This is a genomic window from Bradyrhizobium sp. R2.2-H (assembly GCF_004346455.1).
GTDB lineage: Bacteria > Pseudomonadota > Alphaproteobacteria > Rhizobiales > Xanthobacteraceae > Bradyrhizobium > Bradyrhizobium diversitatis.
In genome coordinates this window covers 407234-427756 of record NZ_SMBR01000005.1, presented here as the reverse complement: position 1 = coordinate 427756, position 20523 = coordinate 407234, and the positions used below count along the sequence as shown (strand labels likewise).

20 protein-coding genes are annotated in these 20523 nt (G+C 65.5%); 12 read left to right on the top strand and 8 right to left on the bottom strand.

The window, feature by feature from the left end; genetic code table 11:
• Nucleotides 1-251: 251 nt before the first annotated feature.
• The 3 genes from EDE08_RS16155 to EDE08_RS16145 all read left to right on the top strand — a co-directional run bounded on the left by EDE08_RS16155 (nucleotide 252) and on the right by EDE08_RS16145 (nucleotide 1222).
• Nucleotides 252-518 carry a hypothetical protein gene (locus tag EDE08_RS16155; protein WP_131869778.1) on the top strand — a complete coding sequence of 89 codons (267 nt, stop codon included), beginning with the start codon at nucleotides 252-254 and terminating at the stop codon, nucleotides 516-518.
• Entirely contained in the window at nucleotides 511-807 is a 297-nt protein-coding gene (locus EDE08_RS16150; protein ID WP_061877616.1) for a hypothetical protein, read from the top strand. Before EDE08_RS16155 ends, EDE08_RS16150 begins: the two co-directional genes overlap by 8 nt.
• A 124-nt stretch (nucleotides 808-931) precedes the next feature.
• Nucleotides 932-1222, top strand: coding sequence for a DUF1488 family protein (locus tag EDE08_RS16145; RefSeq protein ID WP_061877615.1), 291 nt, complete (start codon nucleotides 932-934; stop codon nucleotides 1220-1222).
• Between the two features lie 88 nt (nucleotides 1223-1310).
• On the opposite strand, the gene rpsU is transcribed toward EDE08_RS16145, so the two are convergent.
• On the bottom strand, nucleotides 1311-1586 hold the full coding sequence (gene rpsU, locus EDE08_RS16140; RefSeq protein WP_025038058.1) for a 30S ribosomal protein S21: 276 nt from the start codon (nucleotides 1584-1586) through the stop codon (nucleotides 1311-1313).
• 440 nt (nucleotides 1587-2026) lie between these two features.
• Here rpsU and EDE08_RS16135 point away from each other — a divergent pair, with 440 nt between their 5' ends.
• The 3 genes from EDE08_RS16135 to EDE08_RS16125 all read left to right on the top strand — a co-directional run bounded on the left by EDE08_RS16135 (nucleotide 2027) and on the right by EDE08_RS16125 (nucleotide 2849).
• Nucleotides 2027-2236: a cold-shock protein gene (locus EDE08_RS16135; protein ID WP_028181638.1), complete on the top strand. Its 210-nt coding sequence runs from the start codon at nucleotides 2027-2029 to the stop codon at nucleotides 2234-2236.
• A gap of 96 nt (nucleotides 2237-2332) precedes the next feature.
• Nucleotides 2333-2575, top strand: coding sequence for a transcriptional regulator (locus EDE08_RS39110; protein WP_131869777.1), 243 nt, complete (start codon nucleotides 2333-2335; stop codon nucleotides 2573-2575).
• 52 nt (nucleotides 2576-2627) lie between these two features.
• Nucleotides 2628-2849 (top strand): hypothetical protein, encoded by a 222-nt coding sequence (locus EDE08_RS16125; protein WP_028181636.1) that lies wholly within the window; start codon nucleotides 2628-2630, stop codon nucleotides 2847-2849.
• 75 nt (nucleotides 2850-2924) lie between these two features.
• On the opposite strand, the gene EDE08_RS16120 is transcribed toward EDE08_RS16125, so the two are convergent.
• The 4 genes from EDE08_RS16120 to EDE08_RS16105 all read right to left on the bottom strand — a co-directional run bounded on the left by EDE08_RS16120 (nucleotide 2925) and on the right by EDE08_RS16105 (nucleotide 10218).
• On the bottom strand, nucleotides 2925-3110 hold the full coding sequence (locus EDE08_RS16120; protein ID WP_131869776.1) for a hypothetical protein: 186 nt from the start codon (nucleotides 3108-3110) through the stop codon (nucleotides 2925-2927).
• 519 nt (nucleotides 3111-3629) lie between these two features.
• Nucleotides 3630-6215, bottom strand: a complete 2586-nt coding sequence (locus tag EDE08_RS16115; RefSeq protein ID WP_131869775.1) for an EAL domain-containing protein — start codon at nucleotides 6213-6215, stop codon at nucleotides 3630-3632.
• Nucleotides 6216-6373: 158 nt separating this feature from the next.
• On the bottom strand, nucleotides 6374-7672 hold the full coding sequence (locus EDE08_RS16110) for an MFS transporter (protein WP_131869774.1): 1299 nt from the start codon (nucleotides 7670-7672) through the stop codon (nucleotides 6374-6376).
• Nucleotides 7673-7824: 152 nt separating this feature from the next.
• Nucleotides 7825-10218 (bottom strand): bifunctional diguanylate cyclase/phosphodiesterase, encoded by a 2394-nt coding sequence (locus tag EDE08_RS16105; RefSeq protein ID WP_165935935.1) that lies wholly within the window; start codon nucleotides 10216-10218, stop codon nucleotides 7825-7827.
• A 326-nt stretch (nucleotides 10219-10544) separates the two neighbouring features.
• On the opposite strand from EDE08_RS16105, the gene EDE08_RS16100 reads away from it, so the two are divergent.
• Nucleotides 10545-11711: an ABC transporter substrate-binding protein gene (locus tag EDE08_RS16100; protein WP_131869772.1), complete on the top strand. Its 1167-nt coding sequence runs from the start codon at nucleotides 10545-10547 to the stop codon at nucleotides 11709-11711.
• Between the two features lie 245 nt (nucleotides 11712-11956).
• Here the strand turns inward: EDE08_RS16100 and EDE08_RS16095 are convergent, their stop codons facing one another.
• On the bottom strand, nucleotides 11957-12400 hold the full coding sequence (locus EDE08_RS16095) for a DoxX family protein (protein ID WP_061877608.1): 444 nt from the start codon (nucleotides 12398-12400) through the stop codon (nucleotides 11957-11959).
• 95 nt (nucleotides 12401-12495) lie between these two features.
• Between EDE08_RS16095 and EDE08_RS16090 the strand changes: the two genes are divergently transcribed.
• Nucleotides 12496-13416: a LysR family transcriptional regulator gene (locus tag EDE08_RS16090; RefSeq protein ID WP_131869771.1), complete on the top strand. Its 921-nt coding sequence runs from the start codon at nucleotides 12496-12498 to the stop codon at nucleotides 13414-13416.
• 145 nt (nucleotides 13417-13561) lie between these two features.
• A complete protein-coding gene (locus EDE08_RS16085) occupies nucleotides 13562-15031 on the top strand; it encodes a caspase family protein (protein WP_131869770.1) in 1470 nt (489 codons plus the stop codon).
• Between the two features lie 126 nt (nucleotides 15032-15157).
• Here the strand turns inward: EDE08_RS16085 and EDE08_RS16080 are convergent, their stop codons facing one another.
• Nucleotides 15158-16582 carry an FAD-binding oxidoreductase gene (locus tag EDE08_RS16080; RefSeq protein ID WP_131869769.1) on the bottom strand — a complete coding sequence of 475 codons (1425 nt, stop codon included), beginning with the start codon at nucleotides 16580-16582 and terminating at the stop codon, nucleotides 15158-15160.
• An 85-nt stretch (nucleotides 16583-16667) separates the two neighbouring features.
• Here EDE08_RS16080 and EDE08_RS16075 point away from each other — a divergent pair, with 85 nt between their 5' ends.
• Nucleotides 16668-17174, top strand: coding sequence for a thioesterase family protein (locus tag EDE08_RS16075; protein ID WP_131869768.1), 507 nt, complete (start codon nucleotides 16668-16670; stop codon nucleotides 17172-17174).
• Between the two features lie 3 nt (nucleotides 17175-17177).
• Here EDE08_RS16075 and EDE08_RS16070 read toward each other — a convergent pair whose 3' ends face one another.
• A complete protein-coding gene (locus EDE08_RS16070) occupies nucleotides 17178-17351 on the bottom strand; it encodes a DUF1328 domain-containing protein (protein WP_131869767.1) in 174 nt (57 codons plus the stop codon).
• Nucleotides 17352-17588: 237 nt separating this feature from the next.
• Here EDE08_RS16070 and EDE08_RS16065 point away from each other — a divergent pair, with 237 nt between their 5' ends.
• The gene (locus EDE08_RS16065) at nucleotides 17589-20168 is read left to right on the top strand and encodes an ATP-dependent helicase (RefSeq protein WP_131869766.1); all 2580 of its coding nucleotides are present in this window, start codon (nucleotides 17589-17591) and stop codon (nucleotides 20166-20168) included.
• A gap of 8 nt (nucleotides 20169-20176) precedes the next feature.
• On the top strand, nucleotides 20177-20464 hold the full coding sequence (locus EDE08_RS16060; RefSeq protein WP_131869765.1) for a type II toxin-antitoxin system HicB family antitoxin: 288 nt from the start codon (nucleotides 20177-20179) through the stop codon (nucleotides 20462-20464).
• The last annotated feature ends 59 nt before the right edge of the window (nucleotides 20465-20523 follow it).

The window sequence follows — 20523 nt, the reverse complement described above, 5'->3', positions numbered from 1 at the left end:
TCCAGCGCAGCCTTCGGCGGGAGCACATTTGCCCACAGTCACCGGTCGAAGCCGTCGAGACGCGCGGTGATGGCAGCGAGCCTACGCCCGCGCCGAACCAATAGCGAGCGTTAAGTGCCTCTTGTCGTCGCACCGCGACGTGACCGTTTGCCCGTACGGACACGATAGTGCTGGCTATTGCCGTGCCGAAGGCGCATGCTCACAGCAGCCGGCACCGGTTGGGGCTTCACTTGCGAAAGGCAGGCGTACGCATGACCATCCGCTCGCGGCGAGAGACCGTCACCTTCAGGCATCCGTTCCACATCCGCGGCATCGAGCGCATCTTGCCGGCCGGCGCCTATGAGGTCGTCACCGACGAGGAGACGATCGAAGGCCTGACCTTCGCCGCCTATCGCCGGGTCGCCACGATGATCACCGTGCCCGCCGAAGGTGGGGGCGGTACCATGGAGATGCTGTCGATCGGCTCTGTCGATCTTGCGAATGCGCAAGCTGCGGACGCGAGCATCGCCAATGACTGACCAGCCGGTCGATCTCGACAAGCGCCGTGGCATGGCCGCGCAAAAGGCCACCGACCTGCGCCGCGCGCTGGCGGAGGTCGAGGCCCATGTCAGGGAGCTGCGCGAGCGGGAGGCCGATCTCGAACACCGCATGATGACGGTTCCCGCTGCGTCCTGGCCGGAGGCCGCTGTGAAGGCGCGCCATCTGCTCAACCTCTATGCTGCGGGCCTGCCGGCCGAGGACACGCGCCATCGCGCGCTCGTCTCGGCGCTGTTCGACGATTTCGCCCGGCTGTCCGGAGAGGGCTGAGCGAGGGCCACCTGCCTTCTCGACACGTTCATGCTCGGCGGGAGCCGGGACGCGGGCGCGCGGTACCGCTCAATGATTGGATGGCGCGAACTCGCAAGGAAGCCAACACGTAACGGAGTGAGCCATGACACTGACCAGCACACTGACCAGCGGCCGCTTTATCGACCACGAATACGACAGGATGATCGTCCGGTTCTCGATGCATGACGGCGCCCGGGAGATCCCTTGCGCGATCTCGACCTCAGCGATGGATGATCTCGAGCACGGCGCACACGTCAAGCCCGAGCAGCGGGAAGCCCAATTCGCCCGTCTACGCGATCGCATCGAAGCATGCGCCGAGAGCAAATATCGCGCCACCGAGTTCGAAGGCACGCCGCCGGGCATCGTGCTTCGAGGCATCGATTTCAGGCCATAAGGAAGACAGCAGCCGGGACAGCCAGGCCCGGCTTTTCTGCGACCTCAGCGGTGGCGCGCCATCATGATGTCCGGAATCAAGATCGCTTCTACTCCGGCCTTGCTTTGATCTCCGGCAGGGGCGGCTTGCGCTCGAAGGGTTTCTTCTTCGGTGGCGCGGGCAGCAATCCTTCCCTGATCGCCTGCTTCCGGGCGAGCTTGCGGGCGCGGCGAATGGCCTCGGACTTCTCGCGGGTCTTTCTCTCGGACGGCTTTTCATAGGAACGGCGCTGCTTCATTTCCCGGAAGACGCCCTCGCGCTGCATCTTCTTCTTGAGAACACGGAGTGCCTGCTCAACGTTGTTGTCTCTAACGAGTACGTGCAATTTGTTCCTCCTGGCCCGGGCTGCGAATGCGACACGTCCTGCAGGGCAGCCAATTGCGCAGGAGCTTCATTGCGAATTTTTGAGGATAGTGATGGCGACATCGTCGCGGCTTCGGACGAGCCGATCTGCCTGTCACGGCGAGCACCTTGGTGACGTCAACGTGACCACTGTCGCGCAGCGCTGTCAATCGATAACGTCCTGCTTGAAGCTCGACGGACACACGCAAAGAGCCTCGATCGGAACAGAAGAACCGGCTCCCAGAAAACAAACTGGCTGCGCTCCTTGCAGAATCGTGAAAGCCGTGTATATTGTACGTCGTTCGATTAGCCGCTGTGCCTTGTTGAATGCGCCCGCGGGCTCCTTTTCCAAAGACATCGACGAAGTTGAAGATAGCTGCGTGATTGTCGCGCGGAATGCGCTTGCGCGCTTTGGAGAAGAGAATGACGACAGGTACAGTCAAGTGGTTCAATGGCCAAAAGGGCTTCGGTTTCATCCAGCCGAGCGATGGCGGCAACGATGTGTTCGTTCACATCAGCGCGGTTGAACGAGCTGGTCTTGCTGGTCTCGGCGAGGGCCAAAAGGTCAATTTCGAGATCAAGACCGACAAGATGCGAGGCAAAGTCAGCGCTGAGAACCTCTCGCTGGCTTGATATCGTGGCGCCGTTTCACGGATGTACTGAAACGGTTGCTTCGCCCGCTCAATCCCGGGATTGAGCGGGTTTGGCCGTTGCGGATCCGGGTGAACGATGAGCACCAAGAAACCGGCAGAACCGTCACCCGAAAGCATTGCGCGTTCCGATCGCAAGCGCCTCGCCGCTGAAGAGGGAGCCCGGGCATTGGCAGACGTCGAAAGACAAGCCATCGAGGTTCGCAAGAACATGGCGCGGCTTCGAGAGGTGCGCGAGGCGAAGGAAGCGGCTGACGACGCGCTCCGAACAGCTTTGCCGGCGCCTACGCTGAAGAGGCGTTCAAGGAAACCGGCGCGATAGTCGACTTCGACGCCGCCGGCCAAACTTGAAGTGCCGATCTCATTGCCGGAGAGTGCAGATCGTGCCGAGAATCAAACCAGACCACGGAACCATCACCTTCTTCCTCGCATCCGGCGCAAACCGCCAGCTGTGCCGGCTTGCCACGACATTCAACACCCAGAAGCAGGCCTTCAGCTATCTGCAGAAGCATCGAACGGAGTTCGAGCGTATGGCGCGGGCGCGCCTTGCTTCAGGGGAGCTCGAAGACGGGATTGTCGTGCTTCCGATGCTCTAAAGCATGATCGGGAAAAGTGCGCGGCGGTTTTTCCGAGGTTTCACCCTCCCAGATGTCAAAGTAGAACAGCGACACTCAATTCGTCTTCTCGGATTGGCTTCGTCGTTCAGCTTCCCTCGCCAACCGTTCAGCCTTGAGCCGTTCGCGATTTGCGTGGAAGGTCTGTTCCGCCTTCTCGTAATCGGTCGCGGGCTTCGTCACGGTCTGCTTGAAGAGACTGTTCGCCTCCTTCGCCGCATGCGTTTGGGAATACCGTCTCATTGCTTGTCCTCCATATCGCTGGTGTTCGAACTGCTTCGGGATCGGCGACGTCCTGGTGCCCAGCCTATTCTCGGATCGGCTTGCTGCATCTGGACCGATCAATGCGCACGCGATCGAACCCCCTGGGTCCATCGAGCAGATCCCGCTTGCGGATTGCCCTGTCCTCCGCCGTCGTCGTGTCGCCCATGCGATCGATCGCATCACCGGCCAATTTGCGCGCGCTGCTTCTGGCGATCTGGATCAGTGTACACCGCAAGCCCCAGTTCCACCAGGCGACTTATCGCCTCGGACAGGCTGGGCGCGTCACCCTGACAAACCATCCATGCCATGATGCCTTGAGCTGCGGTGTCGAAGGTCGAAAGCCTGCCGCTCGGGCAGTGGCGCCGTTTTCCCGTCGTTTCATTGGGCTCATGCGGTTTGCAGGCAGGACAAGGCCTGGCGCCCCTCGGGGAGACCTCGAAGACCAAACCGCTGATGCTTGATGCGTTCCTAGCGACCGGAAATATCGCTCGAAGGCAGCTACGCCGACCGCTGCACCGCATCCCCGCCCGCCGGCGCAAGGTCGAGCCGGCCCAGCATGGTCCTTGCTTGCTCGGCGCAGTGGTCGATCAGCCAGCGCTCGAAGGCGACAGGAGCCAACGCGGGTGAATAGAGGAAGCCCTGGACGATGTCGCAGCCGAGCTCGGCCAGCGTCCTGCGCTGCCCCTCGGTCTCGACGCCCTCGGCGACCACGGTCATGCCGAGGCCCTGGCCGACGCGGACCACCGCGGTGGCGATGGCGAGCGCGCCCGCGTCTTTCTCGATGTCGCGCATGAAACTGCGGTCGATCTTCAATTCGCGGATCGGCAGATGCGCGAGCCGGCTCAGGCTGGAATAGCCGGTGCCGAAATCGTCCACCGAGAGGCCGACGCCGAGCTCGCGGATCGCGTTCATCGTCTCCAGCGCTGCGACGCCGTCCTGCATGAACGCGCCTTCGGTGATCTCCAGCATGAGCACGTCCGGCGGCAGATCGTATTCGGCCAGGATGTCCTTGAGCCGCGCCGCCAGCGTGACGTTGCGGAAATTGATCGGCGACAGGTTCACCGAGACGCAGGGAATGTTGAGCCCGGCGTGGCGCCAGCTCGCCATCTGGCGGCAGGCCTCGCGCACGGACCACAGGCCGATCTGCTCGATGAGCCCGCATTCCTCGGCGAGCGGGATGAACTTGGCCGGCGAGACGTCGCCGAGCGCGGCATCGCGCCAGCGCGCCAGCGCTTCGACGCCATGGATCGCGCCGTCGCAGCTGCGGATCTGCGGCTGGTAGCTGAGACTCAGTGCGCCCTCCGCGATCGCGCGGCGCAGCGCCGCGATCAGGGCCAGCCGCTGCTCGGCGAGCACGTTCATCTCGGCGCTGAAGATGCGATGGGTCGAGCGTCCGGCCTGCTTGGCCATGTACATGGCGGCGTCCGCCTGCTGCATCAGGGTGTCGATATCGGTGGCGTGATCGGGGTAGAGGCTGATGCCGATGCTGGCGGACATCGGCATCAGCTTCGATCCGAGCCGGAGCGGCCGCGCCAGCGCTTCGGCGAGATCGGCCGCGACGCGCTCGGCGCTCTCGGCGTTGCGTTGCGGCAGCAGGACGACGAACTCGTCGCCGCCGAGCCGACCCAGCATGTCGCCGGGGCCGATATGCTCGCGCAGGCGCTGCGCGAGCTGGACCAGGAGCTCGTCGCCGGCGGCGTGACCGAGCGTGTCGTTGACGTCCTTGAAATGATCGACGTCGAGGAAGGCCAGCGCGACATGGCTGCCGGTCGGGCAGGCGTCGATGGCCGTGGTGATCAGGTGCCGCAACTGAGCTCGATTCGGCAGGCCGGTAAGGATGTCGTGATAGGCGAGCCGTGCGATCTCGGCGCGCGCCTCCTTGCGCTCGATCGCGAAGGCGCCGAGATCGACGCAGGCCTCGACGATGCGCCGGTGCCAATTGCTCGGCTCACGCGGCTCGCGATAATAAAAGGCGAAGGTCGCGATGACGCGGCCGTCCTTGGCCTTGACCGGGGTCGACCAACAGGCGCGCAGGCCGATCGCGAGCGGCATCGCCTTGTAAGGCTGCCAGCGCGGATCGGTGTCGAGATCGGCCGCCAGAACCGGCGTACCGTAGAAGGCCGCGGTGCCGCAGGAGCCGACATTGGGGCCGATCGCGATGCCGTCCAGCGCGCGGGAATAGTCCTCAGGCAGGCTGGGACCACCGAGCGGATGGATCAGGCCGGCGGCATCGACGTGCAGCAGCGAACAGACGGCGTCGGGCGCGATCTCCTCGACGCGGCGGCACAGCCGGTCGGCGATCTCGCCGATCGGCACCTCGTCGGCGAGCGCGCTCATGATGAGTTGCTGAAGCGAGCGCAGCTGCCTGGTCTCGGTGATGTCCTCGAGCAGCGCGAAGATATGCTTGACCCGGCCCTTGCCGTCGCGGAAGGCGTCTATCCGCGCGGAGACCCAGATCTCCTCGCCGTCCTTGTCGTAGACGAGGACCTCGGCCTCTCCACGCTGGCCGCCACGCATCAGGCGCGTGACGAGCTTCGCGAGGGCCCTACGATCGGTGTGACGACCGGCAACGAGCTCGGCGACGCGGCGACCTGCGGCCTCCTCGCTGGCATAGCCGAACAGCGCCGTGAACGCCGAATTGACGTAGACGATGTTCTGCCCGACGTCGGTGACGATCACCGCACGGTTGGTCTGGTCGGAGACGGCGTGGAGAAGCCCGATCCTGACGCGCCGCTCCGCATCGAGAGTGACGTCGCGAGCGAACACGATGCGATGGGTCGCGCCGCCAATCGTCGTCGATGACATCGACACCAGCGCCTTGATGCGGCTGCCGTCGCGCCGCACGAGGCTGATCTCCTCGCGGAACTCCGCGGTCGCGCCGGCCTCGAGACATTTGAGGGTGAGCACTGCGGCGTTGCGGCCGAGCACTTCGGTCGCAGCGAGCTTCCAGATCCGCTCCGCGGCAGGGTTGAAGTGCGTGATGCGATGCGCGTCATCAACGATGACGACGCCGTCCTCGGCGCGTGCGAGTGCCGCGCGCAGCACGTCCGGCATTTCGGTCGCGGGACAATCGGAGGCAGACATCGTTGGAACCGGACGGCATCGGGAAGAAGTGGCACTGAGCGGACGCTAGCGCTCCGATGGTGTCCAAGACGTTCTTGCGGCGCCATGGCGTCAGGCCAAGACGCGATATGCTTAACGTTCTCCGAAGACGAAACGAACAATCCGATGCTTGAGACAACCTACCTCGCAATACCGCCGGGGAGCTTGTGCAGCCGGCCGGCGACGGCCCGCACATTGCGCGGCGCGGCCCGCCAGATCGAGAGCGCCGACAATCCGCTCATGACGATCGCGATGGCAAAGGCAAGCGTGTAGTCGCCGGCACGATCATAGAGGAAGCCCGTCACCCACGGTCCTGCCGCACCACCGGCCAGCGCCGCCAGCATGATCGTGCCGAAGATGCTGCCCTGGTGCCGGCCCTGGAAAATCTCGAACACCACCGCCCCCATGATCGAGGTGAGTCCGTAGCCGAGCGCGCCTTGCGTGAGGACCATCAGGTAAACCAGCCACAGCGACGGCTGGAACTTCAACGCCATCAGCGCCGCAAAACAGATCGCAAAGCCCGCGCAGCTGATCGCCCACACCCATTCCCGCCCGATCCGGTCAGAGACATGGCCGAGCAGGATCTGGCCGGGAATTCCGAGCAGGCTGACGATGCCGAGTGCCCACACCGCAACATTGGCGCTGAAGCCGATGTCGAGCAGGAATTTGGTCTGATGCACCTGCACCGCGTACCAGATGTAAAGGCCGCAGAAATAGCCGAGCGCGATCCACCAGAAACGCGCGGTCGCGACGGCGCGTTTCAGCGTCCAGTCGGTACTGACCCAGACGGGATCGACGATGTTGGAGACCGGTTGGGCCGCGCCCGGCGCCGGGGCGGCGTCGCCGTCCGGCTCAAGGCCGATGTCCTGCGGGCGCTTGTGCAAGAGCAGATTTATCGGCGCCAGCACCACCAGGATGAGCAGGCCCATCGCCGTGCAGGCGGTGCGCCAGCCGGTCTGCTCGATCATGTGCTGCACCCATGGCAGCAGCGTCACCGAGCCGATGCCGACGCCGGCGAAAGCGATGCCGATGGCGAAGCCGCGCTTGCGGATGAACCAGTTCGGCAGGAACAGCGACTGGCCGGAATAGCCGAGGCACACCGAGCCGGCACCGACCATGACGCCGATGGTGACATAGAGATGCCACGGCGCGCTGGTCAGCGGTGCCAGCAGCAGCCCGCCGCCCATCAGCACGACGCCGAGCTCCATCACCGCGCGCGGACCGGCGCGATCCATCAGGCGGCCGATCAGCGGGCTGACCACGCCCGACACCACGAAGCCGAAGGAGAAGGCGCCCGCCGTGACGCCGCGCTCCCAGCCGAACTCGGAGATGATGGGCGGAAAGAACAACGAGAAGGCGGTACGCGCGTTGACGCCGATGGCCATGGTGACGAAGGTCACGGCGACCACCACCCAGCCGTAGAAGAACGGAAGCCGCATGTTGTGCTTGTTTCATCCCTAGACGTTCCTTCGGATCATCCGGGGATGCTCTGGTCAAGCGCTTTTCGCGCATGCCCGCTGGGCGAGGACAGGGCTTCCGCAGCGTCCGATCCGGGCATCGTCCCGGCCATCCACGCCTCGTCGAGCCGCGTTCAGGCGGCGTCGCGCCGCGACGGCTTGGCCTGCTCGTCGAACTGGATCCCTTCGATCGGTTGCGGCCTGCCCAACAGATAGCCTTGCGCAAAATTGACGCCGAGCACCTTCAGCCGCTCGAACTCTTCGCACGTCTCGACGCCCTCGGCCGTGACCGACATGTCCAGCCCGCGCGCCAGTGTCACGATCGCGGAGATGATGGCGGAGCTGCGCGGCTGATGCGTGAGGTTGCGGATGAACGACTTGTCGATCTTGATCTTGTCGAACGGGAACGCGGTCAGGTAGCTGAGCGACGAATAGCCGGTGCCGAAATCGTCGAGCGCCAGCTCGATCCCGATGCTCTTCAGCCGCTCCATGAAGGCGTGGTTCTCGACCGCGCGCTCCAGCAGCACGGATTCCGTGATCTCGATCTCCAGCCTCTGCGGCGGCAGGCCGGAATCGGCGAGCGCCGCGCAGATCATGTCGAACAGCTCGGCCTCCTTGAACTGGATCGGCGACAAGTTGACGGCGACCATGAGATCGGAAGGCCAGCCGGCGGCGTCAGCGCAGGCGCGCCGCAGCACGAATTCACCGAGCGGCACGATCAGGCCGGTCTCTTCCGCAAGCGAGATGAACTGGTCCGGCGGGATCAGCCCGCGCGTCGGATGCCGCCAGCGCACCAGCGCCTCGAAGCCGCGCCGTACGCCGCTGAGGGCGTCGACGAACGGCTGGTAGTGCACCTCCAGCTGGCACTGTGCGATGGCATCGCGCAGATCTCCTTCCAGCGTGTTGCGGGCCTCCAGCTCGGCCGACATCGCCTCGTCGTAGATGGTGAAGCAGTTGCGGCCCGCCGATTTCGAACGATAAAGCGCAAGATCGGCTTTCTTCAGGAGCTGCTCCTGATCGCTGCCGTGATCCGGCGAGATCGCGATGCCGATGCTGGTGCCGATCTCGACGCGGTGTCCCGGCAGCAGGAAAGGTTTGCTCACGAGCTTGGCGATCTGCGCCGCCAACTCGGTCGAGCAGGCACGCTGGTCCTCGCAGGCTTCCTGGATGATGGCGAATTCGTCGCCGCCGAGCCGCGCCAGCACGTCGTTCGCGCGCATCGCGGATTTCAACCGCTGCGCCACCTGACGCAGCAACGCATCGCCGGCTGCGTGGCCGAGGGAGTCGTTGACGTTCTTGAAGCGGTCGAGGTCGAGCATCAGGATCGCGAAGGGCGGACCCGTCACGCCGGATTGCCGGTGCATCTCGTCGAGCCGGGTGAGGAAATAGGCGCGGTTCGGCAGTCCGGTGAGTATGTCGGTCTGGGCGAGTTCGAGCACCCGCCGGTTCGCCTGCGACAGCCGCCGCGAATTGCGGCTCGCGAGCATCAGATAGGTCGACAGCGACATCGTCAGCAGCATGCCGACGATCAGCACCGCGCCCGCGCGATCGTAAGTCGTCGCCAGCGGACCGCCGGCGGTTGGAACCGCCCGCACCTGCCAGTCGGTATCGCCGATCTTGAGAGTGCCCGACCAGTGCACGGCCTGTGCGATGTCCCGCATCGAATGCGGCGCGGTGGCGGCCGACGAGTAGTCCGGCAGCGCTTCCTCTTCGTTGGCGACCTGCGCCGCGAAGGGCGGGTAGACGTTCATGCTGACTGCCGGGCTTGCTCCGGTGGTCACGCGAATGGACTGGATCAGCAGCGGCAGGTCGAAGATGCCGACGACGAAACCGGCGAGATTGCGGCGCCGGTCCGCGATCTCCTCGCGCGACGTGCCCTTGGCGTAGACGGGAATGGCGACGAGAACGTCGGGCACCCGGCTGCCCCCCTGCTTCGGCTCGAAGAGGCGCGTGCGAATGGCTGCGACGCGATCGTTGTCGCGCGCGCGCTGCAGCAGCGCCCGGCGCTCCGGAACGGTCGCGTAGTCCATGCCGTAGACCGACGAGGTCTTCGGCTGAGTCGAGTAGAACACCGGAAAATATTCGTCGCCCTGTGTCGCGGTGACGAATCTCTCACCCTGCAGCGACTTGATCCGATAGCCGGACACGCCGTCGGCGATCGCCGCGGCCTCGTACTCGGCGCGCTCCTTGCTGTTGACGCGCGGCAACCAGGCAAGGCGCAGCATGCCGGGATGGCGCTCGAACAGGCGGGCGCTGAAGGTCTCGAATTCGCTGCGAGTGACTTCGTCACTGGTCGATTCGAACAGCGTGCGCAGCGCGAGAAGCCGTGAGATATACTCGTTCATGCCATTCTGCATGACGATCGACTGGGTCTCGGCCGCGTTCTCGAACTCGCCCCGGTTGACGCGATCCTCCCACCGCGCCACGGCGGCAGCACCCACGATCGAGAACAGCAGGCCGATGCCGACCGCCACGAGCGCAGGGCGATAAAGGCCGAGCAGCGGCGCGGCACGCCACCATCCGCTCATATGCCTCCGATCCTGATCGTTCTGATCGCGACCGCCCATCTTGATCTGCAAGTCCCCATCGGTACGGCGGCACGAACTTCTGGTTGAGCCGCCGGCGCGACTATCGGACCAGGATCGGGGTTAAGAACTGCCCAATTTCGCAAACCGCACCGACGCGCATCGCGCGGCTTAGTTAACGATTGCCCAGAAAGTTCCGGCAGAGTGGCAGTAACTTGCCGATTTTGCCCGGAGTCTTACGGACCGTCGCCCCGGCACAAATTAGCGTCCTGTTCAGCCCGCAGGATTTATCGTCTCCGCAACCCGTCCTGTATTCGGCAAGCATCCTCATGTCACGATCGCCGTTCGCGACCTACGTCGGCTTGACCATCGCATTGTTGGCCGCAGCGACGCTTTCCGCCAAAGGCGACGAAGTCGGCGTCGGCGAGGACGCGATCCTGTTCGGTCAGGCGGCCGCGCTCGAGGGCCCCTCCTCCGCGCTCGGACAGCGCATGCGGCAAGGCATCGTCGCGGCCTTCACCGAGATCAACGCCAAGGGCGGCGTCCACGGCCGCAAGCTCCAGCTCATCAGCCGCGATGACGGCTACGACCCCGATCGTTCGGTGACGCAGACGCTGCGCCTGATCAAGGACGACAAGGTGTTCGCGCTGATCGGCGCGGTCGGCACGCCGACCGCCATCGCGACAATTCCGATCACCAGCACCAGGAACATTCCCTTCATCGGTCCCTTCACCGGCGCCGAATTTCTCCGTGACCTCGAGCTTCCCAACGTCGTCAACATCCGCGCGAGCTACGGCGCGGAGGCCGAGGCCTGGGTCAAGCACCTCACCGAGGATCGCCGCTTCACCCGCGTCGGCATCTTCTACCAGGACGATTCGTTCGGCCGCGACGGCCTCCTCGGCGTCAAGCGGGCGCTTGCGAGGCGCGGCCTCGAACTCGCCGCCGAGGGCACTTTCGAGCGCAACACCCGCGCGGTCGCCTCGGCCTTGCGGATGATCAAGCGCGCCGAGCCCGAAGCCGTCGTCATGGTCGGGACCTACGGCCCGTGCGCGGAATTCATCAAGCTCGCGCGCCGCAGCGGCTTCTCTCCGACCTTCGTCAACGTCTCCTTCGTCGGCGCCAACGCGCTCGCCGGGGAGCTTGGCCCGGACGGCGAAGGCGTCGTCGTCTCGCAGGTCGTGCCTTTTCCCTGGGACCGCTCGCTCAAGCTCGTCGCCGACTACCAGAGGGCGCAGCAGGCGTTCGATCCGACGCTGACACCGGACTTCGTGTCGCTCGAAGGCTATATCTCCGGTCGCCTCGCGGCCGCGGCGCTGGAAAGGGCCGGACCGCAGCCGACGCGCGCGAGCCTATTGCGCACCATCAACGATATCGGCCGTTTCGACATCAGCGGCACCATCGTCACCGTCGGCCCGCGCATGATCGACGCGCCGCCGAAGGTGTTCCTGACGGTGATCCAGAAGGACGGGACGTTCAGGGCGGTGGACCGGCTGTAGGCCCGAGTGAGATTGAGGCTCCGCAAGCGCACCGACCGAGGTGCGTTCCCTTCTCCACAAGGCAGGGCAACCGCATATGGAGTGATTTCGCCCGTTGCCATCCTTCGAGACGCCCGCCGTTGGCGGGCCCTCTCCATGAACCACCTGTCAGACGACGTCTGGCAGGTGGTTCATGGAGGCAGACGACGAAGGAAAGCCGAGATCGTGATCCCACGGCTGGCAACATTTGAGCGAACGCAGTTATGTCAGCGCGAATGCGCGCCGCTGAGCTGGCCCCCCGCCGCGGCGACATCGCGCGAGGGACGCAGCGCGTAGGCGCCGTCGCCGAGCAGGGCCTGCGCTGCGAGCGCGATTGCCCAGAAGGCGGGAAATTCCCAGCCGCCCTTGGGATTGGTGAAGAAAAAGCCGGCCGCGCCGTGCACCGTGAAGATTGCGCCGAGCAGGATTGGGATTCCTGCCAGCGCCGCATAGCGGGTCCAGACGCCGAGGATCAGCGCGACACCGCTGAGCACTTCCACGGTCATAATGAGATAGGCGAGCTCGGGCGGAAAGCCGAGGCTACCGAAGAACTTTGCGGTACCAGCCGGCGTGAACACGAACAGCTTCAGGCTGGCATGGGCCAGGAACAACGCGCCCAGGGTCACGCGCAGCACCAGCGCGGCGTAAGGGGCGGTACGGGAATCGATCATCGCGGTCTCCTTTGCGCCTCAAGATGATCTATTCTCATATCGGTGATAATCTGGTATTTTCGAAGTATACTTCACACCAACAGAGTGAGATCGGCTTGCTCGACCGCCTGACCAGCCTGGAGGTCTTCGCGAAGGTTGCCGCGGCCGGCAGCCTCTCCGGCGCGGCCCGGGCCATGAGGCTGTCGCAGACCATGGTGACCAAGCATATCGCCTCGCTGGAGGCGCGGCTCGGCACAAAACTGTTCCACCGCACCACGCGGCGGCTCTCCATCACCGAAGCCGGACGGAGCTATCTGGAATCCGCCGAGCGCATTCTCGCCGACATGGAGGCCGCCGACTCGGCGATCTCGCGTGAACGCGTCGAGCCGCGCGGGCTGCTGCGGGTCAACGTCCCCGTCGTGTTCGGTACGAGGCAGATTGCGCCTGCAATCGCGGAGTTCTCGGCTGTCCATCCCGAGGTCACCGTCGAGCTCGGTCTCAACGATCGCCTCGTCGACCTCGCCGAGGAAGGCTGGGACCTCGCGATCCGCATCGGCAGCTTGCGCGACTCCAGCATGGTGGCCCGAAAGCTCGCGCCGAACCGCCTCGTGGTCTGTGCCGCACCTTCCTATCTTGCCAGGCACGGCACACCCCGCACCGTCGCCGACCTCGCCCGGCACAATTGCCTCGGCTATACGCTTTCGCAGCAGGCGAGCGCGGCGGAATGGCTGTTCGGCGTCGAGGGCGAGATCCGCGTTCAGGTCAGCGGCACCTTGCGTGCCAACAATGGCGATGCGCTGCGCGCGGCGACGCTGGCCGGCCTCGGCCTTGCGCGACAACCCACCTTCATCATCGCCGACGATTTGCGCTCAGGCGCGCTCGTCGCGCTCCCGCTCGACCAGCCAGAGATCCAGACGTCGGCCGTGCATGCGGTCTATCTGCCCGATCGCCGTCCGCCGGCCAAGGTGCGCGCCTTCATCGACTTTCTCGCCGCGCGCTTTGCGCCGGTGACGCCCTGGGACCGCGGACTGCCGTGACGGGGACGGCCGGACGCGCGCCAGCTCGGGCAGAGCCACTGCCGATTTTGTCGCACGTCCAACGTGAGCCAGCGCACAGACAGTGTCATGGCACAGACCTAGAAATAGTGACATCATCGCGCGCATTGCCGATGGAGTTGACATCATGCGCCGTCCAGTCTTTTGCAATTTGTTTCTTGCGTCCGGTCTTCTTGCGCTCCTGCAATTGATGACGCCGACCGGCGCCGCTGCCGAAACGCGGCTTGCGCTGGTGATCGGCCAATCCGCCTATCGCGCCGTGCCGGAGCTGCCCAACGCCGCCAACGATGCCAAAGGCATGACGGAGCTGCTCGGCAATGCGGGCTTCACCGTCACCACCGCGGCCAACCTTTCGCAGAACGAGATGCGCGCGACGATCTCGGATTTCGCCGGCAAGGTCGGTGCCAGCGGCGCCGATACCGTCGCACTGGTGTTCTATGCCGGCCATGGCCTGCAGATCGACGGCGAGAATTATCTGGTGCCGGTTGATCTCGACCCCAAGCGCGAGGCCGACATTCCGCTTCAGGGCGTGCGGCTGAACGACCTGCTCAACACGCTCGGTGCGCTGCCGACGCGGGCGCGCATCTTCATGCTCGATGCCTGCCGCAACAATCCGTTCCCCGCTCTCAGCGGCGCCGGCCACGGTCTCGCGATCGTCGACACCAAGGCCGGCGCGCCCGGCTCCTTCATCTCCTATTCGACCTCGCCCGGCGCCGAAGCCGAGGACGGCAACGGCATCGACAGCCCCTACACCGCAGCTGCGCTGACCATCGCCAAGCAGCCCAATTTGCCGATCGAGGAGGTGTTCAAGCGCATCCGCGTCGCCGTGGCGCAATCGACCGACGGCCGGCAGATCCCCTGGGAAAGCTCGTCGCTGACCACGGACTTCAGGTTCTTCGGCGAGAGCAGCGCCCAGACGTCCGCCCTTCCAGGCGCAGCTTCAATGGCGCTTGCGAGTGCCACGCGCAGCCTCGAGGACTGGCGCAAGGAATTGCAGGGCAAGACGGCCCCGGTCGCCTATGAACTCGTGATCACCGAGGACACGGTGCCCGCTTATCAGGCCTATATCGAACTCTACGCACAGGACGCCCGCACGCCGCGCCTGCGCACCGTGCTCGAGCGGCGGCGGCAGATGCTGGCCTGGGAGCGCGCGACCGCGATCAACACACGCGCCTCGTTCGAGGCCTATCTGCAGAACTGGGACAACAGCGATCTCGCGGCAACCGCGCGCCGGCTGCTGCTGCGCGTGCAGAATCGCAACTACGCCTTGCCCGTGGCCGCCGCGGCGACGCCCGTCGCGGTCGCGATGGCGCCGACCTGCCCGTGCTCGACGCCGGCAACGCCGGTCAATCCGAGCATCGCGCCCGCGATCAAGAAGCGTGTCGACAAGACCCCGCCGAAGCGCAAGGTGGTCGAGACGCCGCCGAAGCCGCGCCGCCCGCCCCCGCCCGACGAAGTGGTTGTCTACGAGCGTGCCCCGCCGCCGCCCCCGCCCGCAGCCGTGGGTGTCGGCATCGGGATCGGAATCGGCATGGGCCGCGGCGGCTACGGCGGTGGCTATGGCGGCCCGGCACGCGGCGACTACCGCAGGTATTGAGCCGATCCGGCATGAACTCGCCCCGGCCCGCGCCCATCGCGCGGGCCGCATCTATTGCGCCAGCGCCGAACAATCGCGCTGAACGGCTTCCCGCATCCAGCCGGCCTGGATCGCGCGGACTGTGCGCTATGCTTCCGGGACGATCTTGCCGGGGTTGAGGATATTGAGCGGATCGAGCGCCTTCTTCAACGCCCGCATCGCGTCGAGCGCTTCGGGGCCGAGCTCCGCCTCGAGGTATTTCTGCTTGCCCTGGCCGATGCCGTGCTCGCCGGTGCAGGTGCCGTCCATCGCCTGCGCGCGCTCGACCAGGCGATGCATGAACTCCTCGCCGCGTGCCATCTCGTCGGCATCATTGGTATCGCAGACCAGCGAGCAGTGGAAATTTCCGTCGCCGACATGGCCGACGATCGGCGACAGCAAATTGAGGCGCTCGAGATCCTGCTCGGTCTCGCTGACACAATCGGCGAGCCGCGAGATCGGGACGCAGACGTCGGTCGCGACCACGCCGATGCTGTCGCCGGGCCGCAGCGCCTTCACCGACCAATAGGCGTCGTGCCGCGCCTGCCAGAGCTTCGTGCGGTCCTCCGGCTTGGTGGTCCAGGAGAAATCGCCGCCGCCGCACTCCCTTGCGATCTCGCCGAATGCCTTGGACTGCTCGCCGACCTCGATCTCGCTACCGTGGAATTCCATCAGCAGCAGCGGCGTCTCCGGCAGCGTCAGCTTGGAATAGGCGTTGCAGGCCTTCACCTGCGCGGCATTGAGCAGCTCGATGCGCGCGACGGGAATGCCGGTCTGGATCGCCAGGATCACGGCCTGACAGGCCCCGTGCACGGTCTCGAACGACACCGCACCCGCCGCGATGGTCTCGGGGATGCCGCGCAGGCGAATGGTCAATTCCGAGATGATGCCGAGCGTGCCTTCGGCGCCGACGAACAGATGCGTGAGGTCGTAGCCCGCGGACGATTTCTTGGCGCGCGTGCCCGTGGTGATGATCTCGCCGTCGCCGCGCACCACTTTCAGCGCCAGCACGCTGTCGCGCATGGTACCGTAGCGCACCGCATTGGTGCCGGAGGCGCGAGTCGAGGCCATGCCGCCGAGCGAAGCATCCGCGCCGGGATCGATCGGGAAGAACAGGCCCTGGTCGCGCAGATGCTCGTTCAGTGCCTTGCGGGTGACGCCGGGCTGGATCACGCAGTCGAGGTCCTCGGCATGCACCGCCAGCACCTTGTTCATGTCGCGCAGGTCGATCGAGATGCCGCCCGCGGGCGCGTTGACCTGGCCCTCCAGTGAGGTGCCGGTGCCAAAGGCAATGACCGGCACGCGGTTTTTCGCGCAGATCCGCACCACGTCCTGGATGTCGGCGGTCTCCTGCGCCATCACCACGCCATCCGGCGGCTGGTTGGGGATCCATGTGGTGGTATGGCCGTGCTGCTCGCGCACGGCCTGCGAGGTGATGAGGCGGTTGCCGAAGCGTGCGGCAAGCTGCTCCAGCGTGCTCGCGAGGGCTTTCGGCGCCGGCCGCGGCGGATTATTGGTGATGGTCGTACCCACGGAATTCCTCCCGAAAGAAGAACCGTGGCAAAGGACATAAAGCCGGTCAAGTCAAGCGACCGGACGCATAGCTTGGGAAGGAAACATGCCGGAGACTGCCGCCTCAAGGCCTGACGCCGCACCGTTCCGCGCCTCGATCATGCAGATCGAGCCGCAATGGATCGACTATAACGGCCATCTCAACATGGCCTATTACAACGTGATGTTCGACCGGGCGATCGACCAGCTCTGGGCCGAGATCGGCATCGGGCCGGGCTATATGAAGGAGCGCGGCGGCTCGACCTTTACCGCCGAATGCCACGTGCGCTATCTGCGCGAGATCCATCTCGGCGATCCCGTGCAGGTCTTCGTCTGGCTGCTCGAGGCCGACGACAAGCGGCTGCACACCTTCGAGGAGATGCGGCACGCAAGCGAGGGCTGGCTGTCGGCGACGTCCGAGAACATGTCGCTGCATATGGACATGAGTGCACGCCGCGTCGCGCCGTTTCCGCCCGACATCCGCGAACGTATCGCCGGGATCACCAAGGCCCACGGCGTCGTGTCGCGGCCTGAGGGCATCGGCCGCAGCGTGGCGATGCCCTCAAAGCGCTGAGCGCTATATCCTGTTGCGGCCGCGGGCGAGGCCGACCACGGCCGAGACCAGGAACAGAACGATCGCGATGAAGAAGATGATCTTGGCGATCTCGATCGAAGCGCCGGCAATGCCGCCAAAGCCCAGGATGCCGGCGATCAGTGCGATAACCAGAAACGTCACAACCCAGCCTAGCATGGTCAAACCCTCGTCTTGATGTTGTCTGCGATCGACGCGGCTGGCCGCGCCACCTGTCCTGACAATCTCGACGCGGGAACGATGGTTCCGGTCCCGGCAGGGGCGAAATTCGCGGCCGGCGCTGGAACAAATCGGCCTGCCGCGCACGTGGAAAACCTGTCGCCGGCGCCCCATATAGGCACCAATCCCTGTTAAGAAGGCTCCCTTCCGTCACCCCGCGGTGCCATCGTGGGGCCAATGATTCGCATGACCGAGCCGAGCAAGATCACGTCCCAGAATGTCCCCGACCACCAGCCCGCAGCCGGCGGCATCGCCGCGCGTGCGCGCGCCTCGGTGGGTCCGAAATACCTCTCCGGGCTCAATCCCGAACAGCGTGAGGCCGTGGAGACGCTGGACGGCCCGGTTCTCGTGCTGGCCGGCGCCGGCACCGGCAAGACCCGCGTCCTGACCACGCGCATCGCCCACATCCTGAGCCAGGGCCGCGCCCGCCCCGCCGAGATCCTGTCGGTGACCTTCACCAACAAGGCCGCGCGCGAGATGAAGCACCGGCTCGGCCAGATGCTCGGCCATGCCGTCGAGGGCATGCCGTGGCTCGGCACCTTCCACTCCATCGGCGGCCGCATTCTGCGCTTCCATGCCGAGCTGGCGCAGCTCAAGTCGAACTTCACCGTGCTCGACGTCGACGACCAGGTCCGGCTGCTCAAGCAGCTGCTGCAGGCCGAGAACATCGACGACAAGCGCTGGCCGGCACGGATGCTGGCGGGCCTGATCGACGGCTGGAAGAACCGCGGCCTGATGCCGTCGCAGGTGCCCTCCGGCGAGGCCGCCGTCTTCGCCAATGGCAAGGGCGGCAAGCTCTATGCGAGCTATCAGGAGCGGTTGAAGATCCTGAACGCGGCAGATTTCGGCGATCTCCTGCTGGAGAACATCCGGATCTTCCGCGAGCACCCTGACATCCTCAGGCAGTATCAGCAGCGCTTCAAATACATCCTGGTCGACGAGTACCAGGACACCAACGTCGCGCAATATCTGTGGCTGCGGCTCTTGTCGCAGGCGCCTTCTTTCACCTCTCCCCGCCTGCGGGGAGAGGTCGCATCGCGAAGCGCTGCGGGTGAGGGGGACTCTCCGAGCACTGAGCTCGTGGAGAGAGCCCCTCACCCCGACCCTCTCCCCGTGAAGGACGGGGAGAGGGAGAAGTCCCATGTCAAAAACATCTGCTGCGTCGGCGACGACGACCAGTCGATCTATGGCTGGCGCGGCGCCGAGGTCGACAACATCCTGCGCTTCGAGCACGATTTCCCGGGTGCCAAGGTGATCCGCCTCGAGCGCAACTACCGCTCGACCGGCCATATCCTCGCCGCTGCCTCGCATCTGATCGCGCACAATGAAGGCCGGCTCGGCAAGACCCTGCGCACCGAAGACGTCGAAGGCGAGAAGGTCACGGTGACCGGCTCCTGGGATTCGGAAGAGGAAGCCCGCGGCATCGGCGAGGAGATCGAGCAGCTGCAGCGCCAGGGCGAGAAGCTCAACGAGATCGCGATCCTGGTGCGCGCCTCCTACCAGATGCGCGAGTTCGAAGACCGCTTCGTCACGCTCGGCCTGCCCTACCGCGTCATCGGCGGCCCGCGCTTCTACGAGCGCGCCGAAATCCGCGACGCGCTGGCGTATTTGCGCGTCATCAATTCGCCGGCCGACGACCTCGCCTTCGAACGCATCGTCAATACGCCCAAGCGCGGCCTGGGCGATGCCACCGTGCAGATGCTGCACGACCATGCCCGCAAGCGCCGCATTCCCCTGTTCGAGGCGGCGCGCGCCGTGGTCGAGACCGACGAGCTGAAGCCGAAGGCGCGCGGCTCGCTTCGCGATCTCATCGCCCAGTTCGACCGCTGGCGCGCCCAGCGCGAGGTCACCGCGCATACCGACCTCGCCCAGATCGTGCTCGACGAGAGCGGCTATACCGAGATGTGGCAGAAGGACCGCTCGGCGGACGCCGCGGGCCGGCTGGAGAACCTGAAAGAGCTGGTGCGCTCGATGGAGGAGTTCGAGAACCTGCAAGGGTTCCTGGAGCACATCTCGCTGGTGATGGACCGCGAGGGCGGCGCCGAGGACGACGCGGTGTCGCTGATGACGCTGCATTCGGCCAAGGGCCTCGAATTCGACAACGTATTCCTGCCCGGCTGGGAGGAAGGCCTGTTCCCGAGCCAGCGCACGCTGGACGAACAGGGCCGCGCCGGCCTCGAGGAGGAGCGCAGGCTCGGCCATGTCGGCCTCACCCGCGCGCGCCGCCGTGCAAAGATATACTTCGCGACCAACCGGCGGATCCACGGCACCTGGTCGACCACGATCCCGTCGCGCTTCCTCGACGAATTGCCGGCGGCCAATGTCGAGATCACGGAATCCAAGGGCGGCTCGGCCTGGGGCGGCACCGGCGGCTACGGCGCCTCGCGCTTCGACGACATGGAGGCGTTCGGCTCCAGCTATTCGACGCCGGGCTGGCAGCGCGCGCAGGCCAACCGAAATCGTGGCGGCGGCAGAAGCGGCGGCTTCGAGGAAGAAGCCGCGACGTTCTCATCCTCCTCATCGGCCGGCCCCGATTTCGGCAGCTTCTCCTCGCGCCGCCGCGGTCCCCTGACCATCGAGGGCGAGCTGGTCGCCAAATCGACCGGCACCACCTCGGAATTCTCGCTGTCCGACCGCGTCTTCCACCAGAAGTTCGGCTACGGCCGCGTCACCAAGATCGACGGTAACAAGCTCACCATCGCCTTCGACAAGGCCGGCGAGAAGAAGGTCGTGGACAGTTTTGTGCAGCGGGCGTGAGGCCCGATATGGCTCAATACGTTGCCATCATCGAGGATGCCGATCCGGACGAGATCGTCGGCGTGTGGTTTCCGGACCTGCCCGGCTGCATCTCCGGCGGCGACGATGTCGACGAAGCCCTGGAGAATGCGCCCGAGGCGCTCGCGCTCTATGCGCAGGAGCTGATCGCGGACGGTCGCCAGCTTCCCCCGCCGCGGACATTGGACCAGCTCAAGGCCGATCCTGATGTGGCCGATGACCTCAGGAACTATACCGTTGCCCTGATCGACTGGCCGCCCCTCCCTGCCGCCGAGTGAGGACTGTTCGCCGCACTCGCCGGACTCTCGACGGTTCTCCCCCGAACAGCCCTTGACCA